This is a genomic window from Floridaenema evergladense BLCC-F167 (assembly GCF_041929205.2).
Lineage (GTDB): Bacteria > Cyanobacteriota > Cyanobacteriia > Cyanobacteriales > Aerosakkonemataceae > Floridanema > Floridanema evergladense.
In genome coordinates this window covers 456,385-472,930 of sequence record NZ_CM171625.1, presented here as the reverse complement: position 1 = coordinate 472,930, position 16,546 = coordinate 456,385, and the positions used below count along the sequence as shown (strand labels likewise).

Annotated in this window: 16 protein-coding genes and 2 tRNA genes; 10 read left to right on the top strand and 8 right to left on the bottom strand. The window is 41.7% G+C overall.

Annotated features, from left to right (window positions below):
- Positions 1 to 345: 345 nt before the first annotated feature.
- The 6 genes from sbcC to ACE1CA_RS02195 all read left to right on the top strand — a co-directional run bounded on the left by sbcC (position 346) and on the right by ACE1CA_RS02195 (position 5,084).
- Positions 346 to 3,375: an exonuclease subunit SbcC gene (gene sbcC / locus ACE1CA_RS02220; protein ID WP_413281909.1), complete on the top strand. Its 3,030-nt coding sequence runs from the start codon at positions 346 to 348 to the stop codon at positions 3,373 to 3,375.
- A 34-nt stretch (positions 3,376 to 3,409) separates the two neighbouring features.
- A tRNA-Thr gene (locus tag ACE1CA_RS02215) sits at positions 3,410 to 3,481 on the top strand.
- Between the two features lie 104 nt (positions 3,482 to 3,585).
- The gene (locus ACE1CA_RS02210) at positions 3,586 to 3,843 is read left to right on the top strand and encodes a hypothetical protein (protein WP_413281910.1); all 258 of its coding nucleotides are present in this window, start codon (positions 3,586 to 3,588) and stop codon (positions 3,841 to 3,843) included.
- Positions 3,840 to 4,247, top strand: a complete 408-nt coding sequence (gene vapC / locus ACE1CA_RS02205; RefSeq protein WP_413281911.1) for a type II toxin-antitoxin system tRNA(fMet)-specific endonuclease VapC — start codon at positions 3,840 to 3,842, stop codon at positions 4,245 to 4,247. Before ACE1CA_RS02210 ends, vapC begins: the two co-directional genes overlap by 4 nt.
- A 179-nt stretch (positions 4,248 to 4,426) precedes the next feature.
- Positions 4,427 to 4,852 carry a PIN domain-containing protein gene (locus tag ACE1CA_RS02200; protein ID WP_413281912.1) on the top strand — a complete coding sequence of 142 codons (426 nt, stop codon included), beginning with the start codon at positions 4,427 to 4,429 and terminating at the stop codon, positions 4,850 to 4,852.
- Complete coding sequence (locus tag ACE1CA_RS02195) at positions 4,842 to 5,084, top strand: DUF4926 domain-containing protein (RefSeq protein WP_413281913.1); 243 nt, start codon at positions 4,842 to 4,844, stop codon at positions 5,082 to 5,084. Before ACE1CA_RS02200 ends, ACE1CA_RS02195 begins: the two co-directional genes overlap by 11 nt.
- 140 nt (positions 5,085 to 5,224) lie before the next feature.
- Here ACE1CA_RS02195 and ACE1CA_RS02190 read toward each other — a convergent pair whose 3' ends face one another.
- Positions 5,225 to 5,347 carry a hypothetical protein gene (locus tag ACE1CA_RS02190; RefSeq protein ID WP_486517624.1) on the bottom strand — a complete coding sequence of 41 codons (123 nt, stop codon included), beginning with the start codon at positions 5,345 to 5,347 and terminating at the stop codon, positions 5,225 to 5,227.
- A gap of 77 nt (positions 5,348 to 5,424) precedes the next feature.
- Here ACE1CA_RS02190 and ACE1CA_RS02185 point away from each other — a divergent pair, with 77 nt between their 5' ends.
- The 3 genes from ACE1CA_RS02185 to ACE1CA_RS02175 are packed head-to-tail and all read left to right on the top strand — an operon-like array spanning position 5,425 to position 9,834.
- A complete protein-coding gene (locus ACE1CA_RS02185) occupies positions 5,425 to 5,625 on the top strand; it encodes a hypothetical protein (RefSeq protein WP_486517623.1) in 201 nt (66 codons plus the stop codon).
- A complete protein-coding gene (locus ACE1CA_RS02180; RefSeq protein ID WP_413281915.1) occupies positions 5,626 to 5,889 on the top strand; it encodes a hypothetical protein in 264 nt (87 codons plus the stop codon). It begins immediately after the preceding gene.
- A 51-nt stretch (positions 5,890 to 5,940) separates the two neighbouring features.
- On the top strand, positions 5,941 to 9,834 hold the full coding sequence (locus ACE1CA_RS02175; RefSeq protein ID WP_413281916.1) for a zinc-ribbon domain-containing protein: 3,894 nt from the start codon (positions 5,941 to 5,943) through the stop codon (positions 9,832 to 9,834).
- Between the two features lie 9 nt (positions 9,835 to 9,843).
- Here ACE1CA_RS02175 and ACE1CA_RS02170 read toward each other — a convergent pair whose 3' ends face one another.
- The 6 genes from ACE1CA_RS02170 to ACE1CA_RS02145 form a co-directional block, all read right to left on the bottom strand.
- The gene (locus tag ACE1CA_RS02170) at positions 9,844 to 10,413 is read right to left on the bottom strand and encodes a Uma2 family endonuclease (protein WP_413281917.1); all 570 of its coding nucleotides are present in this window, start codon (positions 10,411 to 10,413) and stop codon (positions 9,844 to 9,846) included.
- Between the two features lie 184 nt (positions 10,414 to 10,597).
- Positions 10,598 to 10,927, bottom strand: a complete 330-nt coding sequence (gene cutA / locus ACE1CA_RS02165) for a divalent-cation tolerance protein CutA (RefSeq protein ID WP_413281918.1) — start codon at positions 10,925 to 10,927, stop codon at positions 10,598 to 10,600.
- Positions 10,920 to 11,825, bottom strand: a complete 906-nt coding sequence (locus ACE1CA_RS02160; RefSeq protein ID WP_413281919.1) for a pentapeptide repeat-containing protein — start codon at positions 11,823 to 11,825, stop codon at positions 10,920 to 10,922. The genes cutA and ACE1CA_RS02160 overlap by 8 nt, the downstream gene beginning before the upstream one ends.
- A gap of 352 nt (positions 11,826 to 12,177) precedes the next feature.
- On the bottom strand, positions 12,178 to 13,161 hold the full coding sequence (locus tag ACE1CA_RS02155) for a transposase (protein ID WP_413281920.1): 984 nt from the start codon (positions 13,159 to 13,161) through the stop codon (positions 12,178 to 12,180).
- Between the two features lie 15 nt (positions 13,162 to 13,176).
- Complete coding sequence (locus tag ACE1CA_RS02150; RefSeq protein ID WP_413281921.1) at positions 13,177 to 14,295, bottom strand: hypothetical protein; 1,119 nt, start codon at positions 14,293 to 14,295, stop codon at positions 13,177 to 13,179.
- A 143-nt stretch (positions 14,296 to 14,438) separates the two neighbouring features.
- Positions 14,439 to 15,101, bottom strand: a complete 663-nt coding sequence (locus ACE1CA_RS02145; RefSeq protein WP_413281922.1) for an Npun_F0813 family protein — start codon at positions 15,099 to 15,101, stop codon at positions 14,439 to 14,441.
- Between the two features lie 538 nt (positions 15,102 to 15,639).
- Between ACE1CA_RS02145 and ACE1CA_RS02140 the strand changes: the two genes are divergently transcribed.
- A tRNA-Arg gene (locus ACE1CA_RS02140) sits at positions 15,640 to 15,713 on the top strand.
- Positions 15,714 to 15,861: 148 nt separating this feature from the next.
- On the opposite strand, the gene ruvC is transcribed toward ACE1CA_RS02140, so the two are convergent.
- Positions 15,862 to 16,344, bottom strand: a complete 483-nt coding sequence (ruvC, locus tag ACE1CA_RS02135; RefSeq protein WP_413281923.1) for a crossover junction endodeoxyribonuclease RuvC — start codon at positions 16,342 to 16,344, stop codon at positions 15,862 to 15,864.
- Positions 16,345 to 16,546 lie beyond the last annotated feature (202 nt).

The following is a 16,546-nucleotide window of genomic DNA, read 5'->3' as shown; positions in this document are numbered from 1 at the left end:
AGAGGCAGGGCTGTTTCATGCTAAAGTAAAATCCGCAAAAGAAAAAGCGAGCATTATCAAGTAAAGTAGATAATGCTCGCTTTTTTGTTGCCAAATAATAATATGGATAACTTAATTGAATACTTGAAAAAAGTCTAGGAATTATTGGCTAAACACCTGACTACGGTGGGGTGAGAGAACTGGAAAAAATTAGCGTGAAACAGCCCTGCTGGGATTTAGGGGGATCTAAAACGTCTGGGCTAATAACTAGCAACTTACGTTAATAGTTTTACAATTTAACTATGCAAAAGTGCAAATGTATTGGTATTAATAAATAAAGAAAGAAAGGTAGGGCACACAGCCTGCATGATTCCTCTACAACTCTCATTAACAAACTTCCTCAGCTATCGTAAAGCAACCCTGGATTTTCGGGGATTGCATACTGCTTGCATTTGTGGCGCGAATGGGGCGGGGAAATCTTCGCTTTTAGAAGCTATCACTTGGGCGATTTGGGGCGAAAGTCGGGCGGCGACTGAAGATGATGTCATCCACTCTGGCGCGGATGAGGTTCATGTGATTTTTGTTTTTGAACATCAAGAAGTAGTTTATCGCGTTTTGCGATCGCGTCGTCGAGGTGGAGGCGCAAGTTTAGAATTTCAGGTACAAACCCCTACAGGTTATCGCGCTTTAACCGAACGGGGAATGCGTTCAACTCAGCAATTAATTTCTGAACACCTGAGATTAGATTACGACACTTTTATTAATTCCGCTTATTTGCGTCAAGGTCGAGCCGATGAATTCATGCTCAGAAAACCTACCGAACGCAAACAAATTTTAGCAGATTTGTTGAAGCTAAGTCAATATGAAGAATTAGCGGAAAAAGCCAAAGATTTATCCCGTCAATTTAAAGGACAAGCGGATCAAATTCAGCAGGATTTAGACAGAATTAAAATTCAGTTACAGCAGCGAGATGCGATCGCTCAAGAACAAGCAACTGTAGAAGCACAAATTAATACTCTCCAACAAGCTCAAGCAGCCGATCATCACGAATTGCAAAGATTACAGGTGCTACAACATCAACGCCAAACTTGGGAACAACAACTAACTTGGCAACAACAACAATATCAGAATCTCCGGGGAGATATTGAACGACTCCAGCAAGATTTGGCGAGTAGTCAACAGCAACAAAAGGAATTAGAAAATCTCCTGAGTCAGGAAGCAGAAATTAATGCTGGTTATGCTCATTTTCAAAACTTACAATCTCAGGAAGAAGCTTTAGCTGGGAAGTTTCAAGCGCATCAAAAAGCAGTTGAACAAAAGCGTAAGTTGCAAGAACATCAAACTGGGGTAATTAACGACTTAAATCTGCAATTGCGTCAGATAGAAACGCAGTTACAAGAGTTAGATAAACAGGAACAACAAAACCAACAAATTTTAAATCAAACTGGTGAAGTTGAAGCAGCTTTAGCGAAGTTACAACAAGCACGAATTCGCTTAAATCAATTGGATGAGTTGCAATTGCAAGTTAGTCCTTTGTTGCAGCGTCGTCAACAGTTGCAAAACCAGATCGATCGCACTCATGCTAAACTCAGCGCCAGACTAGAGGAAATCTCCGCTTCCGCTTACCAATTGCAAGCACAGCAGCAACGTCAACCAAAATTGCAACAAGCAGTCATGGAAGTGGCGACGCAAATCGATCAGTTGGAGAAAAAGCGAGTTTACCAACAGCGAGTGCAGGAGAAAGGTTTAGAAAGACGCAGCTTTATGGAGCGTTTGCAAGAAAATCAGCGAGAATGCCAGAAAAAAATCGCAGAATTGCTGCAAAAAATCGAAATGTTGCAAAATCCCGATGCAATTTGCCCATTGTGCGATCGTCCCCTCGACGAACATCATTGGAATAGAGTCGTACACAAAACTCAAAACGAACATCGAGAAATTGAGCAGGAGTTTTGGGTAATTCGAGAGCAATTAGCAGTCTGCGAACGAGAAATCCAAGTGCTAAGGGGAGAATATCGCCAATTATCCCAAGAATTAGCGCCCTATGAAAATTTACGGGAACAAAAGGGAGAGTTGCAAGCTCAACTTCAGGCGACAGGCGACGTACAACAACGTTTGCAACAAATGAGGGCGGAAGTGGAACAACTTGAGCGATCGATCGCTACCGGAAATTATGCCACAGAAGTCCAGCAAGAACTCAGTCAAATAGAGCAACAGCTACAAAACCTGAGCTACGACGAGAAAAACCACGCTTTAGCCCGAAATGAAGTCGAAAGATGGCGTTGGGCGGAAATTAAGCAGGATAGAATCAAAGAAGCGCAACGTCGTCAAACCCAAATTAGCAGCAGAAGACCTGAACTGCAAGCGAAAATTGCAGAAATTCAAAGTCAAGTTGAGCAACAACAAACTAATTCCGAATTATCCCATCAAATAGTTGCAATTAACCAAAAAATTGCCGAAATTGCTTACAAAGAAAGCGAGTACAACTCTTTAAGAACTGCGGTGCGTCAAGCGCGAAATTGGGAAATGCGCTATCAACAATTGATTGCTGCTCAACAACAATATCCGCAAATTCGCCACCGCTGTCAAGAGTTAGCGGGAGTGTGGGAAGTGCGATCGCAAGACGTAGAAACTGCTAACTTACAAATTAAAAATATCATCAAACAATTAGAGCAAATTCCCAACACAAACAATGAAATTCAAACCTTAGAACAGCAGATGCAATGGCGCAAATTGCAACTAGAAGAACAGTTGCGTCAAATGGGAAGTTTGCAACAACAATTACAGCATTTAGAAGCCCTAAATCAACAATATCAAGCTCAAAATTCCCAATTACAACAAGCAAAACGTCAATACAAAGTACATAGCTCTTTAGCAGAAGCTTTCGGTAAAAAAGGCATTCAAGCTTACATGATTGAAAACATTTTACCGCAATTAGAAGCTGAAACAAACTCTTTATTGGCAAGACTTACAGGCAATCAATTGCACGTTCAATTCGTCACTCAAAGAGCAGGAAAAAGCGGTAGAACCTCATCTAAAAAAGAAGTAAAAATGATTGACACCCTGGATATTTTGATCGCAGATGCGCGGGGTACTCGTGCTTACGAAACTTACTCAGGTGGCGAAGCATTTCGGATTAACTTTTCGATTCGTTTAGCATTAGCAAGACTGCTAGCGCAACGTGCAGGAACAGCCTTACAAATGCTGATTGTAGACGAAGGTTTTGGAACTCAGGATCAGGAAGGATGCGATCGCTTAATTGCAGCAATAAATGCGATCGCCAACGACTTCGCCTGCATCCTCACCGTCACCCATATGCCATACTTCAAAGAAGCCTTCCAAGCACGAATCGAAGTCAACAAAACTCCCAACGGCTCTCAATTAAGCTTATCTATGTAAAATCCCAAGAACTTGTGATACAATAAATAATTGTGCCGATATAGCTCAGTGGTAGAGTAGCTGATTCGTAATCAGTTGGTCGTGGGTTCAAATCCCACTATCGGCTTTATAAATCAAGGGTTTCAACAGTTCACTTTCCTACCTTACACCCGACTATCACCTAAGATTTACCTAATACAATTAACTTAAAAGCGTCAGAAGATAAACATAATGGAACATAAAATTTTAGTACATTCTCATGTTGGCTCAGACGGTATATTGCAATTACAAGTCCCAACAGAATATAAAGATACAGATTTAAAAGTGACGATAACTATTCAATCTGCCACTCCACCACAAAAGAAAACACCAGAAGAATTAGGTTGGACTCCAGGTTTTTTTGAGAGGACAGCAGGTGCTTGGGAAGGTGAACCTCTCAAACGTGGTGAGCAAGGGGAATTTGAAGAGCGTTTGTGGGAGTTGCTATGATTTACCTTTTGGATACTAATACCTGCATCCAATATATTACTCGTCGTAATTCTTCTATTATTAACAAATTAACTACAGTAGCGCGTGAAGATGTGGTTTTATGCGATGTTGTGAAAGCAGAACTCTATTATGGTGCTTACAAAAGCTCTCGGCAAGAAAGTAATTTGGCATTATTTAGAGAGTTTTTCAGTGAGTTTGTTAGTCTACCGTTTGATGGGAATGCAGCAGTAATCTTTGGACGCATTCGATCGCACTTAGAATCATTAGGAACTCCGATCGGTCCTTACGATCTTCAAATTGCTGCGATCGCACTCGCCAATAATTTAATTTTAGTGACTCACAATACAAGTGAATTTAGTAGAGTCGAAGGGTTACAAATAGAAGATTGGGAATTGACGGAGTGAAAGAGCGATACGCGATACGCGATACGCGATACGCGCACACTTCGCGATCGCACTCCCAAAATTAGCTAAAGTTGAGAAGGAAAGATTGTCAATTTGGTGCAAGAAATTAAACGGGAAATAACTACTGAACGTCAAAATAATCTGTAAATTAACATCACTATAATTCATAAAGGTAACTGATGAGTGTTACTCCTTCACGCATATTTTTAGATACTAATGTTTACATTATTGGTGCTGCCGATCGCTCTAGCTACGAAAACCAGTTATTAGAATGGATCGGGTTTAGAGAAAAAAAGATAAATGCAGTTGAGGTAGTGGTTTCTGAAGAATTGTTTGCTCAAATATTGCGAGTAGCGAGACGTTTACAGAATAAAGATTGGGGAGGGGAATTATTAGGGAGAATTTGGCAGAATCTCAATATTTGTTATGTACTGCTTGACTGGGATGAGTTTTCTAGGGTGCAAGCGTTGGGAGTAATTCCCCGTGAAGATATAGGTGTTTATTTAACTGCTAAAACTGGTAAAGCAGAATGTTTTATTTCTGCTAATCATAAGTTAATTAGTGCTTTGGTAAAGCAGACAGGGAGAGATAGATATGAGCTTTGAATTGTTTACACAGGTAGTTTTAAAAGAAGACCTTCCTAAATACAATTTAAAAAAAGGCAATGTAGCGACAATTGTAGAACATTATCCCAGACCTGAAGGAGAAGAAGACGGTTACAGTCTTGAGGGTTTTGAAGGAATTGTTAATGATACAGTTGAAGTCAGAGAATCACAAATTGAATCTTTGGAAGTTAAACAGGAAATTTGGAGCGATCGCACTTTTCTAATTAGTTGAATTCCAGGGAGAGCGATCGCACTCCCAAAATTATCTAAAGTTGAGAAGGAGCGATCGCTTTTTACCTGAGAGTGATTAGAGCGATCGCACTTTTCTAATTAGTTGAATTCCAGAAAGTGCGATCGCACTCCCAAAATTAGCTAAAGTTGAGAAGGAGCGATCGCTTTTTCCCTTCGAGTGATTAGAACGATCGCACTCCCAAAACTAGCTAAAGTTGAGAAAGAGCGATCGCTTTTTCCCTGTAAATGAAAATGAGCGATCAAGTTCTAGGTTGCCTAACACAAAAATTTTTGCTGTGCTAGAATTTATTGGAAATAAACGAATATTCATAATAACTCAAATGTCTACAGATCGTGATTTACTCTCTACATTAGATCAACACCTTCTCAATAACTTTCGCCCTACAGCAGAGCAATACTTTCGAGAAAATCCCCATTTTGGATTTAGATATTTTGAAATTGCTGAAGATGAATATAGCTCAGAAAGAACTCAAAAAAATATAAAGAAAATATCCAAAGGTCAAAGGCTGCAAATCCAATGAGTGAAAGTAGAATTTACAATAAAAGCTAACACTGATGAACTTGATATGCTTTATCAGGTTGCGAGTGAATTTGAAACCATGATAAATGAAGAAATTAAGGAATGGAGCAATAATATGATTACTAATTATAACTCTCTATTAAAGGAACCCATTACTGAAATAAGCGGTCGAATAGATTGGCAGAACATACCAAATGCAGCACGACAAGTGATCGGTAAAAAAATTACTGTAATTCGGGAATTTGATTTAGTTTATGCTGCCTAGCTTAGAGTAGTTCTTTTTATAAATGTGTAGATACTAGAGAAGTTAAGCTGAATGAAAAACCCTCTATCAATTACTCATCCCCAGTTAGCAGATCAGTGGCATCCCACAAAGAACGGTGGACTAACTCCAGAGCAAGTTACGGCAGGTTCTAATAAGAAAGTTTGGTGGAAATGCCCCGTAGCTTATGACCATGAATGGGAAGCAATAATTGCTAACAGAGTCAAAGGTAACGGATGCCGCTGTTGTTCAGGCTACCAAGTCTCCATCACGAACTCTCTGGCAAGCCTTCGTCCTGATTTAGCAGCACAGTGGCATCCCACAAAAAATGGTAGCCTGACTCCAGAGCAAGTGGTAGCAGGTTCAGCAAAAAAAGCTTGGTGGAAATGCCCCGTAGCTTATGACCACGAATGGGAAACTTCTATTGAGAAAAGAGTTAAAAGAGGGGATGGATGCTCTTGTTGTGCTGGACTAAAAGTATCAGTTACTAACTCCTTGGCAAGTCTTTATCCTGATTTAGCCGCACAGTGGCATCCGACAAAAAACGGTAGCCTGACTCCAGAGCAAGTAGTAGCAGGTTCAACCACGAAAGCTTGGTGGAAATGCCCCAAAGGTTCCGATCACGAATGGCAAGCTTCTATAGTCAGTAGAGCAGGAGAGAATGGGAATGGATGCGGCTTTTGTGCTGGGCAAAGAGTATCAGTTACGAACTCCTTGGCAAGTCTTTATCCTGATTTAGCCAAACAGTGGCATTCGACAAAAAATGGTAGCTTGACTCCAGAGCAAGTAGTAGCAGGTTCAACCACGAAAGCTTGGTGGAAATGCCCCAAAGGTTCCGATCACGAATGGCAAGCTTCTATTGAGAGTAGAATTCGAGGGAATGGATGCCGTTTTTGTGCTGGACATGAACCTTCAGTAACTAATTCTCTAGCAAGTCTTTATCCTGAGTTAGCACAACAATGGCATCCGACCAGAAATGGAAAACTTACTCCCGATCAAGTTGTGGCAGGGTCAAACAAAAAAGCTTGGTGGAAATGCCCCAAAGGTTCCGATCACGAATGGCAAGCTTCTATTGAGAGTAGAGTCAGAGGTAGAGGATGCCGTTTTTGTCGTAATCTAGAATCATCTATTACTAATTCTCTAACAAGTCTTTACCCGGAGATAGCAAAACAGTGGCATCCGACAAAAAATGGTAAGCTGACCCCAGATAAAGTTGTAGCAGGTTCAGCAAAAAAAGCTTGGTGGCTCTGTCCAGAAAGACCGGATCACGAGTGGTCCGCGACCATTGTAAATAGAATTCGTGGGAGAGGATGCCCTATTTGTAACAGTGGATGGACAGTTCAAAACATCCGTAAGTTCGTTAGCTCATTACTCAACCATCTTTCAACCTTCACCCCAGCAGAACTCTACCTACTATTCCAACAAAGCGGACTACTTCAAAGCAAAGCCAAAGGAAAAGGCTTTGTAAAAGCTCTGGCTACTGGACGGTTTCCAATAGAAGAAATTGAAAAATTTGTTAATGGTGAACCATCAATTGTCGATCGCTTCATCCAAGATCAAGACCTAACACTCGAAGCACTCGAAACCAACAATAATAACCACAACCCAGAAACCCAAAAACCAACCACAGAAGACCAAATCGACGAAACAATAGACCCATCCGACGCACAAGACGACCTAAACCTTCCCATCGTCCAAACAAAAGAAGTCCTCAAATCCTTAGATCATCACATCGTATCGACAGCCGATGCAGAAGCCGTCGAATTTCTCATCGCCTCCGCAAAAGCCAAAATTTGGAAACACACCTTTCAAGATGAAACAACAGCCATCACCCAAGCCCAAGCATACACAGGCGACAGCTACGCCGATCGAGTCAAAAGCGAATTCCTAGACGAATATCACCGCGCCAAACAACTCCAAATCCCCACAGGTTACGCCTTCCAAATCAACGGCAAACCAGCAGAACCAAACCTGATGCAACGACTCATAGCCGTTCGAGTCCGCGACAACAAACGAGTCGGAAATTGGTCAGGAACAGGTGCAGGCAAAACCCTCTCCGCAGTCCTCGCCAGTCGTGTCATCAACGCCCAACTCACCCTAATCTGTTGCCCCAACAGCGTCGTCGAAGGTTGGAAAAACGCCATCCTCGACATATTCCCAGAAAGCCAAATCGCCACCAAAACCTTCACACCCAACTGGCAAAAAAGCCCCTCCCCGTTGCGGGGAGGGGTTGGGGGTGGGGTTCCCCGCTACCTCATCCTCAACTACGAAATGTTTCAGCAACCCAATTCCCGGAATTTGTTACGTACCCTCATCAACAGCGAACAAATCGACTTTATCGTAATCGACGAAATACACTACACCAAACAGCGTAAAGTTGAGGATATGTCCCAACGCAAAGAACTGATTGGTTCCCTCATCAGCTGGGCTAATGAACAAAACCCCAACTTGCACGTGATCGGAATGTCCGCCACCCCAGTCATCAACAACCTACAAGAAGGGAAAAGTTTAGTCGAAATGGTCACAGGAGTCGCCCACAACGAACTCGACATCCGCCCCACAATACCCAACTGCATGAAACTGCACCAGCGACTCGTCACTTTGGGCATTCGCTGGATGCCAGAATATAACCTGGAATACGAACAAATCGAAATCCCTGTTGACTGCGGCGACTACATCGATCGAATACGCGCCCTTGGTAAAAACGGCACTCCACTAGAACTAGAAAAAATCCTCACCCACGCCCGATTACCCGTAATTCGCCAACAAATCCAACCAAAAACCCTGATTTACACCCATTACATCCAAGGAATCGACAGTTTACTCAAAAACGCCCTAGAAGCAGATGGTTGGCGAGTCGGATTTTACACAGGCGATGACAAATCCGGTTTACCAGGATTTCTCAAAGGCAAAATTGACGTACTCATCGGTTCCAGCGCCATTGGGACAGGAGTAGATGGTTTACAGCACGTCTGCAACCAGCTAATTATCAACGTCCTACCCTGGACTCATGCCGAATTTGAACAACTCAAAGGACGCATCTATCGCCAAGGACAAGTGAGCGATCGAGTAAAATTGGTCATCCCCCTGACCTTCGCCACAGTTAACAGTCAACATTGGTCATGGTGTGAATCTAAAATGCAGCGCCTTCGCTTCAAAAAATCCATTGCTGATGCAGCCGTTGACGGCGTAGTTCCCGAAGGACATTTACGCACCCCCGCCCAAGCCTACCAAGATGTGATAACTTGGCTAGAACGCCTCGAATCTGGCGAACTGCAAATCATCACCCGCCCGAAAATCATTATCCCAATTCCAGACACCGACCCAGCAGATGTGCAGCAAAGATTGCGGCGTTACGGCGACTTCTCCCAAATGAACCGTCTCTGGAATCAAACTCACAGCGCCAAAACTCACCAACGCCTGCAAGAAAATCCCGAAGAATGGGCGCAATATCATACTTTATATCAAGAATCTCGCAAAGATTGGGCGATCGTTCCCTACGAAGAAATGATTGGTTGGTGTCAACAACGTAGCGGTTATGTTATTGGTGATTTCGGTTGCGGAGAAGCAAAATTTGCCGAAGCAATTTCCGACAGACATACAGTTCACAATTTCGATCATATCGCCATCAATAATAATGTAATTGCCTGCGATATGTCTCACGTTCCCCTCAACGATGAAGAACTTGATGTGGCTATTTTCTCCCTTTCCCTAATGGGTTCCAACTTTACAGATTATCTCCGAGAAGCTTATCGAACACTGAAACTTGACGGTCAATTACATATCATTGAAGCAACTTCTAGATTTAACGATATCAATCAATTTCGCACTAATTTAGAAGCTTTAGGATTTACAATTATCAGCGTTAAAAATATGTGGAAATTCACCCATATTCGCGCTATAAAAACGGAAAACAAACCTCAAATAGGAGGAAAATTAAAATTTTAAAACTATTCATTAAACAAAAAACCTCGATACAACACAACTAAACCCAGGCAACAAAGGCGAAGTTAATTCATCATCATCGATCAATGTTGCAACTAACACCAATCTTGCATTCTCTCTACGATAAACTTCAACTTTTTGCGATCGCCAATCAGCAATCCAATACTCTGCAACTCCCCGCGTAGAATAAAGTTTCAATTTCGCTTCTCGATCGCGCCTCACATTCTCATTACCAGCAGATAAAACTTCAACTACCAACTCAGGAGCACCAGTTAAATGTCCCGCTTCATCTAATAGTAAATCTAATCGTTCATTACTCGCCCAAACCACATCAGGAATCACATCATCTGACTCACCAAAAAGCACACCAGCAGTAATACTTGCCTCTCCCAAACCACTTAATTCTGACCAAGTATCAAGTTCTCGAAAAAATTTACCACAAGTCCGTTGATGTTTCCAGTGAGGCGCTCTTGTCATAAATAAATCCCCATCTACAACTTCGTAGCGCGTACCCTCATTTTCCGGTAAAAGCTCTATATCTGCGGTAGTCCAACGTACTCCCTGAGTTGTCTGATAACTCATAGCAGAACTCCTGTTTAGCAGAACTAATATAAATAGTATAATAAAATTAATTCATAGTATTTAGATACTAAAGTTTTATTTCCATAGTTATATGTGGCTCAGAAATCTTCATCACATAAAAACTTCAACAACACAGCCAAATTTTCTCCTCTCTTCCTCTGCACCTGAGTAGTTTAATAAAAAACTAAGAAACATTTTCCGAAATCCAAGCCAAATAAGGCGCATATCCAGCAACCAAAGGTAAAGCAATAATCTCAGGAACCTCGTAAGAATGTAACTCTTTCACCTTCGCCGCTAAACTTTCAAACTTCGCCAAATCCGTCTTAATCAATAGTTGCCATTCTTCCTCTTTATACAACTCACTTTGCCAAGTGTAAATTGATTTAATTGGCACTAAACTAACACAAGCTGCGAGTTTAGACTCCACTAAATTTTGGGCTATCTTCTCCGCCTCAGTTTGAGAAGGTACTGTCACCAACACTACACTATATTGAATTTCTGAATTTTTATTCATTACCTAAAACCGATACTGCTTCTGCTTCAAAATTTAACGCAGTTTGGGTAAAAGTGAAGGATAAGTTAGATTTTTCTTGGTGTGCGATCGCACCTCGCCGCATAGTATCTTCAAGATCCGTACCTTTTAACATTGCATTCGTTAAATTAGTATCCGTCAAATTAGCTTGATTCAACCTTGCCCAATTTAAGTTTGCCCCTTCTAAACAAGCTCCAACTAAATTTGCTCCCATTAAATCTGCTCCTGCTAAATTAGCATTCCGCAAAATTGCTGTACTTAAATTTGCCCCAACTAAATTTGCTCCTTCTAAATTTGTCCCAATTAACTTTGCCCCACTTAAATTAATACTTGCCAAATCTACTCCACTCAAATCTAAACCATTTAAAAATGCCTTTCTTAAATTAATTCCACTGAAAGAAGAACCATAAAGCATTGATCCAATTAACCTTGCAGCTTCAAAATTCGCCCAATTTAAATTAGATCCGCTGAGATTTGCTCCTCGCAAATTAATCCCTTGTAAATTAGCTCCACAAAGATTTGCTCCCCACATATTTACCGATCGCAAATTAGCACCTTTCAAATTAGCACCACTCAATTTTGCTCCTGGTAATTTAGATTTTACCAAAAAAGCACCGCTCAACTCAGCTTTAGTTAAATCTACATCAACTAACTTCGCTTCACCCAATTTAGCAAACTTTAAATTCGCCCAATTTAATAAAGCACCACTCAAATCTGATTTATCCAGCAAAGCATGAGCTAGATTTACTCCCCTTAAATTCGCTCCTGATAAATTTACCCCAATTAAAATCGCTTTCGTTAAATTAACACCACTTAAATCAATTCCAGCAAAATCTCTTTTTCCTTGTTCGTAAAGCTCTAATAAAGTACTAACTTCCATAATGATTCTGCCCCTTTCTCTTTAGCGATCGAACAATCTAAAAATCTGGATTACCAACAAAATTTAAACGAATCACACCAAGCAATAGAGCATCGAACAGGGAACTATAAATTATTAAAGATGCCTTATTAATTACAAATTTTACTCTTTAATTTTTTGATTGTTATCCCTAAAGCTAAATAGTGTTACAAATATTCTCAAAATTTCATTTATAGCAACCATCAAAGAGTAACGAATCAATTGCTGAAAACAATGCTTTTCTTTTCTTGCCTTTTACTAAAATCAAAGCTGCCTTGAGTAAGAAACAAAATTCCCCAAAGCAGCTTAATTCCAGATTAACTCAGAGCGAAATTCAACTAGGTGATAAAGAATAAACCTGACCATCTATTAACAAACGGGTAATCCCTTTTGCTTTCAAATAAGGACTAGTTTTTTGCAGCATTCTGCCATCAGGAACCTTAATCACCCGTTGATTCCGGTTAGAAAAACGCCTAGCTATGCGATGATTATCAAACACAGGCAGAGTTCTTTGTTGAATTTCATCTTTCGGAATTTGACCCAAATCACCGAAATCCCTTAAAGGTCTTGTAATTAATTCTGCCGATCGATCGACCACCAAGTAACATGGTCTAGGGAAGGAAGCCTCCGAAAGTGGTAAAACCTGAATCAGCGCACCAATCTGCACTCTTCTTCTCGGAGAAATGAATCCTTCCTCATCATCCAAGTCATCATCTTCATCGTCTAAATCATCGTCATCTTCCAAATCTTCCTCGCCATCGAGCAAATCTTCGCCCAACATTTCCCGAATCGTGCTGACATCAGCATCGTATGCCTCTTCAAGCAGTTCATCACCTGTCTCGGCTTCTGGCGAGTCTTCCTCAAATTCTACTAGTGGAGGATCAAGTTCTCTTGCCGTTACTTCTTCTACTTCACTCACAGGTGAGACAACCGCTTCATCCACAGGTGAAGCAACAGCAGAAGAACGCTTTCTAGAGCGTCTGGAAGATCCCTCTACTGCTAGAGATTCCGCTTCTGGTTCTGGTTCTGGTGCTTTAACAACCTTTTTTGGTTGTGGTAACACTGGTTTAGGCTTTTCCGGTTCTGGTTCTTCTACTTCTTCCGGTTCAACCACATCAGTAGCATTTTGTCCGCGAGACGATCGCTTTTGTTGAATCAAAACTTCATACTCATCAGGCAACAAAGTGCTTTTCAGCAACCGACTAATCGTCGAGTGACTAACACCATACCGCACCGCCAGAGTAGAAGTTGTCTCCTCCGGGTTGTAATACAACTTAAGAATTTCCGACTTATCCTTTTCAGTTAATTTTTTAGCCATTACACTTTACTTCCCCTAACCCCTTTTTCGCGCCCCAGAACGCCGAGAACGGCTTGATGTCGAGGTGTCATATTCTAAGGCAGCGCCAATTGCAAACAACACTCCACTGAACACCCAAAAAACTTCTGGCAGAGAACCACTTTGGTAATCTCGTTGTTTTTCTGCCCATTTAAACCACATATCGGCAATGTATAAACACAAAGCAGCTGCGGCAATCATCCGCCAAGACTGAGAAAAACGTCCTCCCCAGAAGGCTAATAGTAGCATTGTGGCGATGATTAGTAGGAGAACATCTGCAACCACATAAAACAGACCAATCGGCCCAGCGAACGGTTTTAATCGTTCATCGATCGCGACAACCCAAGGTGGTGCTGATGTAGCCTCTTCTGTAGTTGCGGCTGCTGATGGTGTCACCGTAGGCTTTGTCACTGTTGTTGGTGTTGCCGCTGGCGTGACTTTTGTTTCCTTAGCAGGAGCAGGAGCAGGTACCGGGGTTGGCTTAACTGCGGGAGTTTTAGCAGCTGGGGGTTTGGCAGCGGGTGGTGTAGCTGGCGGAGAAGCTTGAGCAACTAGGGCGATGTTATTGCTCGATGGTAGGGTAGCAGCTTGAGCAGGTGAAGTACCCAAGGTTGTCACCCTAACAGCTAAGGCTATACCAATAGCAGCGATCGCTAATACAACTGCCCATTGCCACTTCTCCAAATTTAACCTGCGTGCCACTACTGCTTGGATCATGCCCCAACCCAAGGCGAGATAAGTACCGATAAAAAACAGATCGCCTAAAGAGACATCTGGTTCCAGTTTCCAAACTAATTCCCAAAGACCAAATAAAAAGTTGCCCAAAAAATAGAACAGCATCCCCAAACCTATTCCCAGCCAGACTTGGCGACCGCTGACAATTTGTGGACTACGCCAGTTTCTAAAGCAGAGGATAGCTGCGAATAGGTAAGCCACCTGTTCAAAAATATAAGTGCCGATTAAATACCATTTCGGACGCTCCTCCCCTGGTGGTGTAATGCTAAACAGTAAAAAGAACAGCAGCGCCAGAACAGCCCAAACAATGCCAGCGATGACGATCGTTTTCACTGAAAACAGGGGTTTAGGATTAGATGATTTATCCGAAATGTTGCTCATAGCAGTTCACAAAATAGCTTGGGGAATGGAAAGCACAACCTGAATCAAGTTTGAGAGGTATTGCACTCAACAGATTACTACTAAACAGCATATTTTTTAATGCCCACATAAGTCATAGTAACTTTGATGGAGCATTTCATCAGCTATTGCCACAACTTACCCACAACTGGAGTTTGATTTAGCCAACCGACAAACTGAGTACGCTCAGGAGGCGGCAGGTCTTGTAAAGCAACCATTGCGCGACTAACAAAGTTAGTATTCCCAAAAGATTCTTTACCAAGTCGATGTAATTCTCGCAAGAGGGTAATCAAATGATGCTCTTCCCAAGGGGGAAGATGGTTAGTACTCAACGGATCTATTAACAGCAGATTCTTTACTACTGCTGCTGAGTCAGTCTGAGGAAAGCGCCACTGCTGAAAAACTTCCACGAGATTTTTTTCAAATAATCCCGCTTGCTTGTTACCTAAAATATCCTCAATGTCTATACTTACTGCTTGGAGCAGCAAAACACAGGCTTGGATAAGGATCGTAGTTTTCGCATCACCAGCACCATCTGTGCCTAGCTGGTCTAGGCGAATTTTGCCCCATACACTGTATCTTTCCGGTTCTTCCAATAATACACAGGCTTTGCCTCGGTTATCTGTTAGGTCTCGCCAAAAGGCTTTAGCTTCTTCCTCTTGGTTGGCTCTAAAGACGCTGACTAAGCGAAAGGTTTGCCCTTGGTAATTGAGAATCGGAATTTGCTGATCCTTTGTTGGGTGCTGAATGCTAGTTATTTCAACATCCTGCCGTTTCAATATAAACATGACACTGGCAATTGACTCCTGTCAGAACCGGGGGTGCAGCAAGTGAGAACCGTAACCTCCCAGAGACTAGCTTTAAATGCAGAATGCTGGTGCTACAGGTGCGGCTCAAGCAGCGATCGCAACTTACACACTATCCTATCTAACACTTTTGGTGACATAGATAGATTCTTGCGCCTTTCCCCCTCAAAACCAGAAGAGCAAGTATCCCTTGCCTCTAGTTCTGGGATCTTTAATTCTTACTTGCTTTTAGATGAGAGTCTAGGTGATTTTAACTTAGATACCGTAAGCATAGCGTTGAACAAGTGGTATGGGAAGGGAACAGGAAACAGATATTTCTCTTATTCTCTCCTAGTTTCGATTCCTAGCCTTTTTTCAACGCATCCCAGGCAACTAATTGCATCACCTTTTGACTATCTCTTGCTTATTATGCCCAATTAAGTCTCTTTAACCTGCCAATATCTGAGAAATTTTGCCTAAAATTTCTGTCCCGACCAGACAAATGCCCACAAATTTTGATAATATAAGCAAACGTATGTTTGGGTGCGTAACTCAGCTGGATAGAGTAGCAGCCTTCTAAGCTGCGAGTCACAGGTTCGAGTCCTGTCGCACCCGTTGTCTCAGCTAGTCGATTCAGGGTTCTAGGGGCAGAGGAGCAGAGGGGCAGAGGCGCAAAAAAATTCCTTAACTTAAAACTCTCTCAACTCCCCAACTCCCCAACTCAAAACTCAAAACTCAAAACTCAAAACTTTCCCAATCCCTGTTAATCTTCATTAAACCAGGCTGTAATCGCTAACGCTAGTCCATCGGCGGCATCGTCGGGTTTGGGAATGTAATCTAAGTTTAATTCTCTGGCTACTGCTTGTTGGACATCTACCTTATCTGCATTTCCCATTCCGGTTAATGCTTGTTTAACTTGTGCGGGTGTAAATTCAACAATGGGTAATTTGTGTTGGGCTAATACTAAAGTTAGTACACCTCTGGCTTGGGCAACTGCGATCGTATTTCCCATGCGATAAAAAAACAGTTTCTCTATAGCAACTAAATCTGGTTCTAACTGTTTAATAATTGTGTTTAAATCTTCATAAATTGTGCAGAGTCTTTCCCCGATCGGAGTTTTAGCGGAAGTTTTAATTACCCCAAAATCTACTAATTTAGCGGGAATCTGGGGCGAGTTTTCACAAACAATTACCCCAAATCCCACTACCGCTAATCCCGGATCTAATCCTAAAATTCTCTGCTGCATACCGAAATTTGTCCTAGTATTAAATAAATAAATAAAAATTTTATATTAGATTTCCTAAAATCATGAAATACTGTATGCCGATCGCACTAACTTTTAGGATATCTCTAAAGAAATAGTTGGACTGATTGGCAACTGACCAAAATTGTATAGGGGTTAACAGTTGCTTAATAGGGGACTTTTCTGGTACAAGTACCTAGACAAA

Coding starts and splice junctions, on each gene's coding strand:
- sbcC (WP_413281909.1), top strand. CDS start 346: ATGATTCCTCTACAACTCTCATTAACAAACTTCCTCAGCTATCGTAAA.
- ACE1CA_RS02210 (WP_413281910.1), top strand. CDS start 3,586: ATGGAACATAAAATTTTAGTACATTCTCATGTTGGCTCAGACGGTATA.
- vapC (WP_413281911.1), top strand. CDS start 3,840: ATGATTTACCTTTTGGATACTAATACCTGCATCCAATATATTACTCGT.
- ACE1CA_RS02200 (WP_413281912.1), top strand. CDS start 4,427: ATGAGTGTTACTCCTTCACGCATATTTTTAGATACTAATGTTTACATT.
- ACE1CA_RS02195 (WP_413281913.1), top strand. CDS start 4,842: ATGAGCTTTGAATTGTTTACACAGGTAGTTTTAAAAGAAGACCTTCCT.
- ACE1CA_RS02185 (WP_486517623.1), top strand. CDS start 5,425: ATGTCTACAGATCGTGATTTACTCTCTACATTAGATCAACACCTTCTC.
- ACE1CA_RS02175 (WP_413281916.1), top strand. CDS start 5,941: ATGAAAAACCCTCTATCAATTACTCATCCCCAGTTAGCAGATCAGTGG.
- ACE1CA_RS02170 (WP_413281917.1), bottom strand. CDS start 10,413: ATGAGTTATCAGACAACTCAGGGAGTACGTTGGACTACCGCAGATATA.
- cutA (WP_413281918.1), bottom strand. CDS start 10,927: ATGAATAAAAATTCAGAAATTCAATATAGTGTAGTGTTGGTGACAGTA.
- ACE1CA_RS02160 (WP_413281919.1), bottom strand. CDS start 11,825: ATGGAAGTTAGTACTTTATTAGAGCTTTACGAACAAGGAAAAAGAGAT.
- ACE1CA_RS02155 (WP_413281920.1), bottom strand. CDS start 13,161: ATGGCTAAAAAATTAACTGAAAAGGATAAGTCGGAAATTCTTAAGTTG.
- ACE1CA_RS02150 (WP_413281921.1), bottom strand. CDS start 14,295: ATGAGCAACATTTCGGATAAATCATCTAATCCTAAACCCCTGTTTTCA.
- ACE1CA_RS02145 (WP_413281922.1), bottom strand. CDS start 15,101: ATGTTTATATTGAAACGGCAGGATGTTGAAATAACTAGCATTCAGCAC.
- ruvC (WP_413281923.1), bottom strand. CDS start 16,344: ATGCAGCAGAGAATTTTAGGATTAGATCCGGGATTAGCGGTAGTGGGA.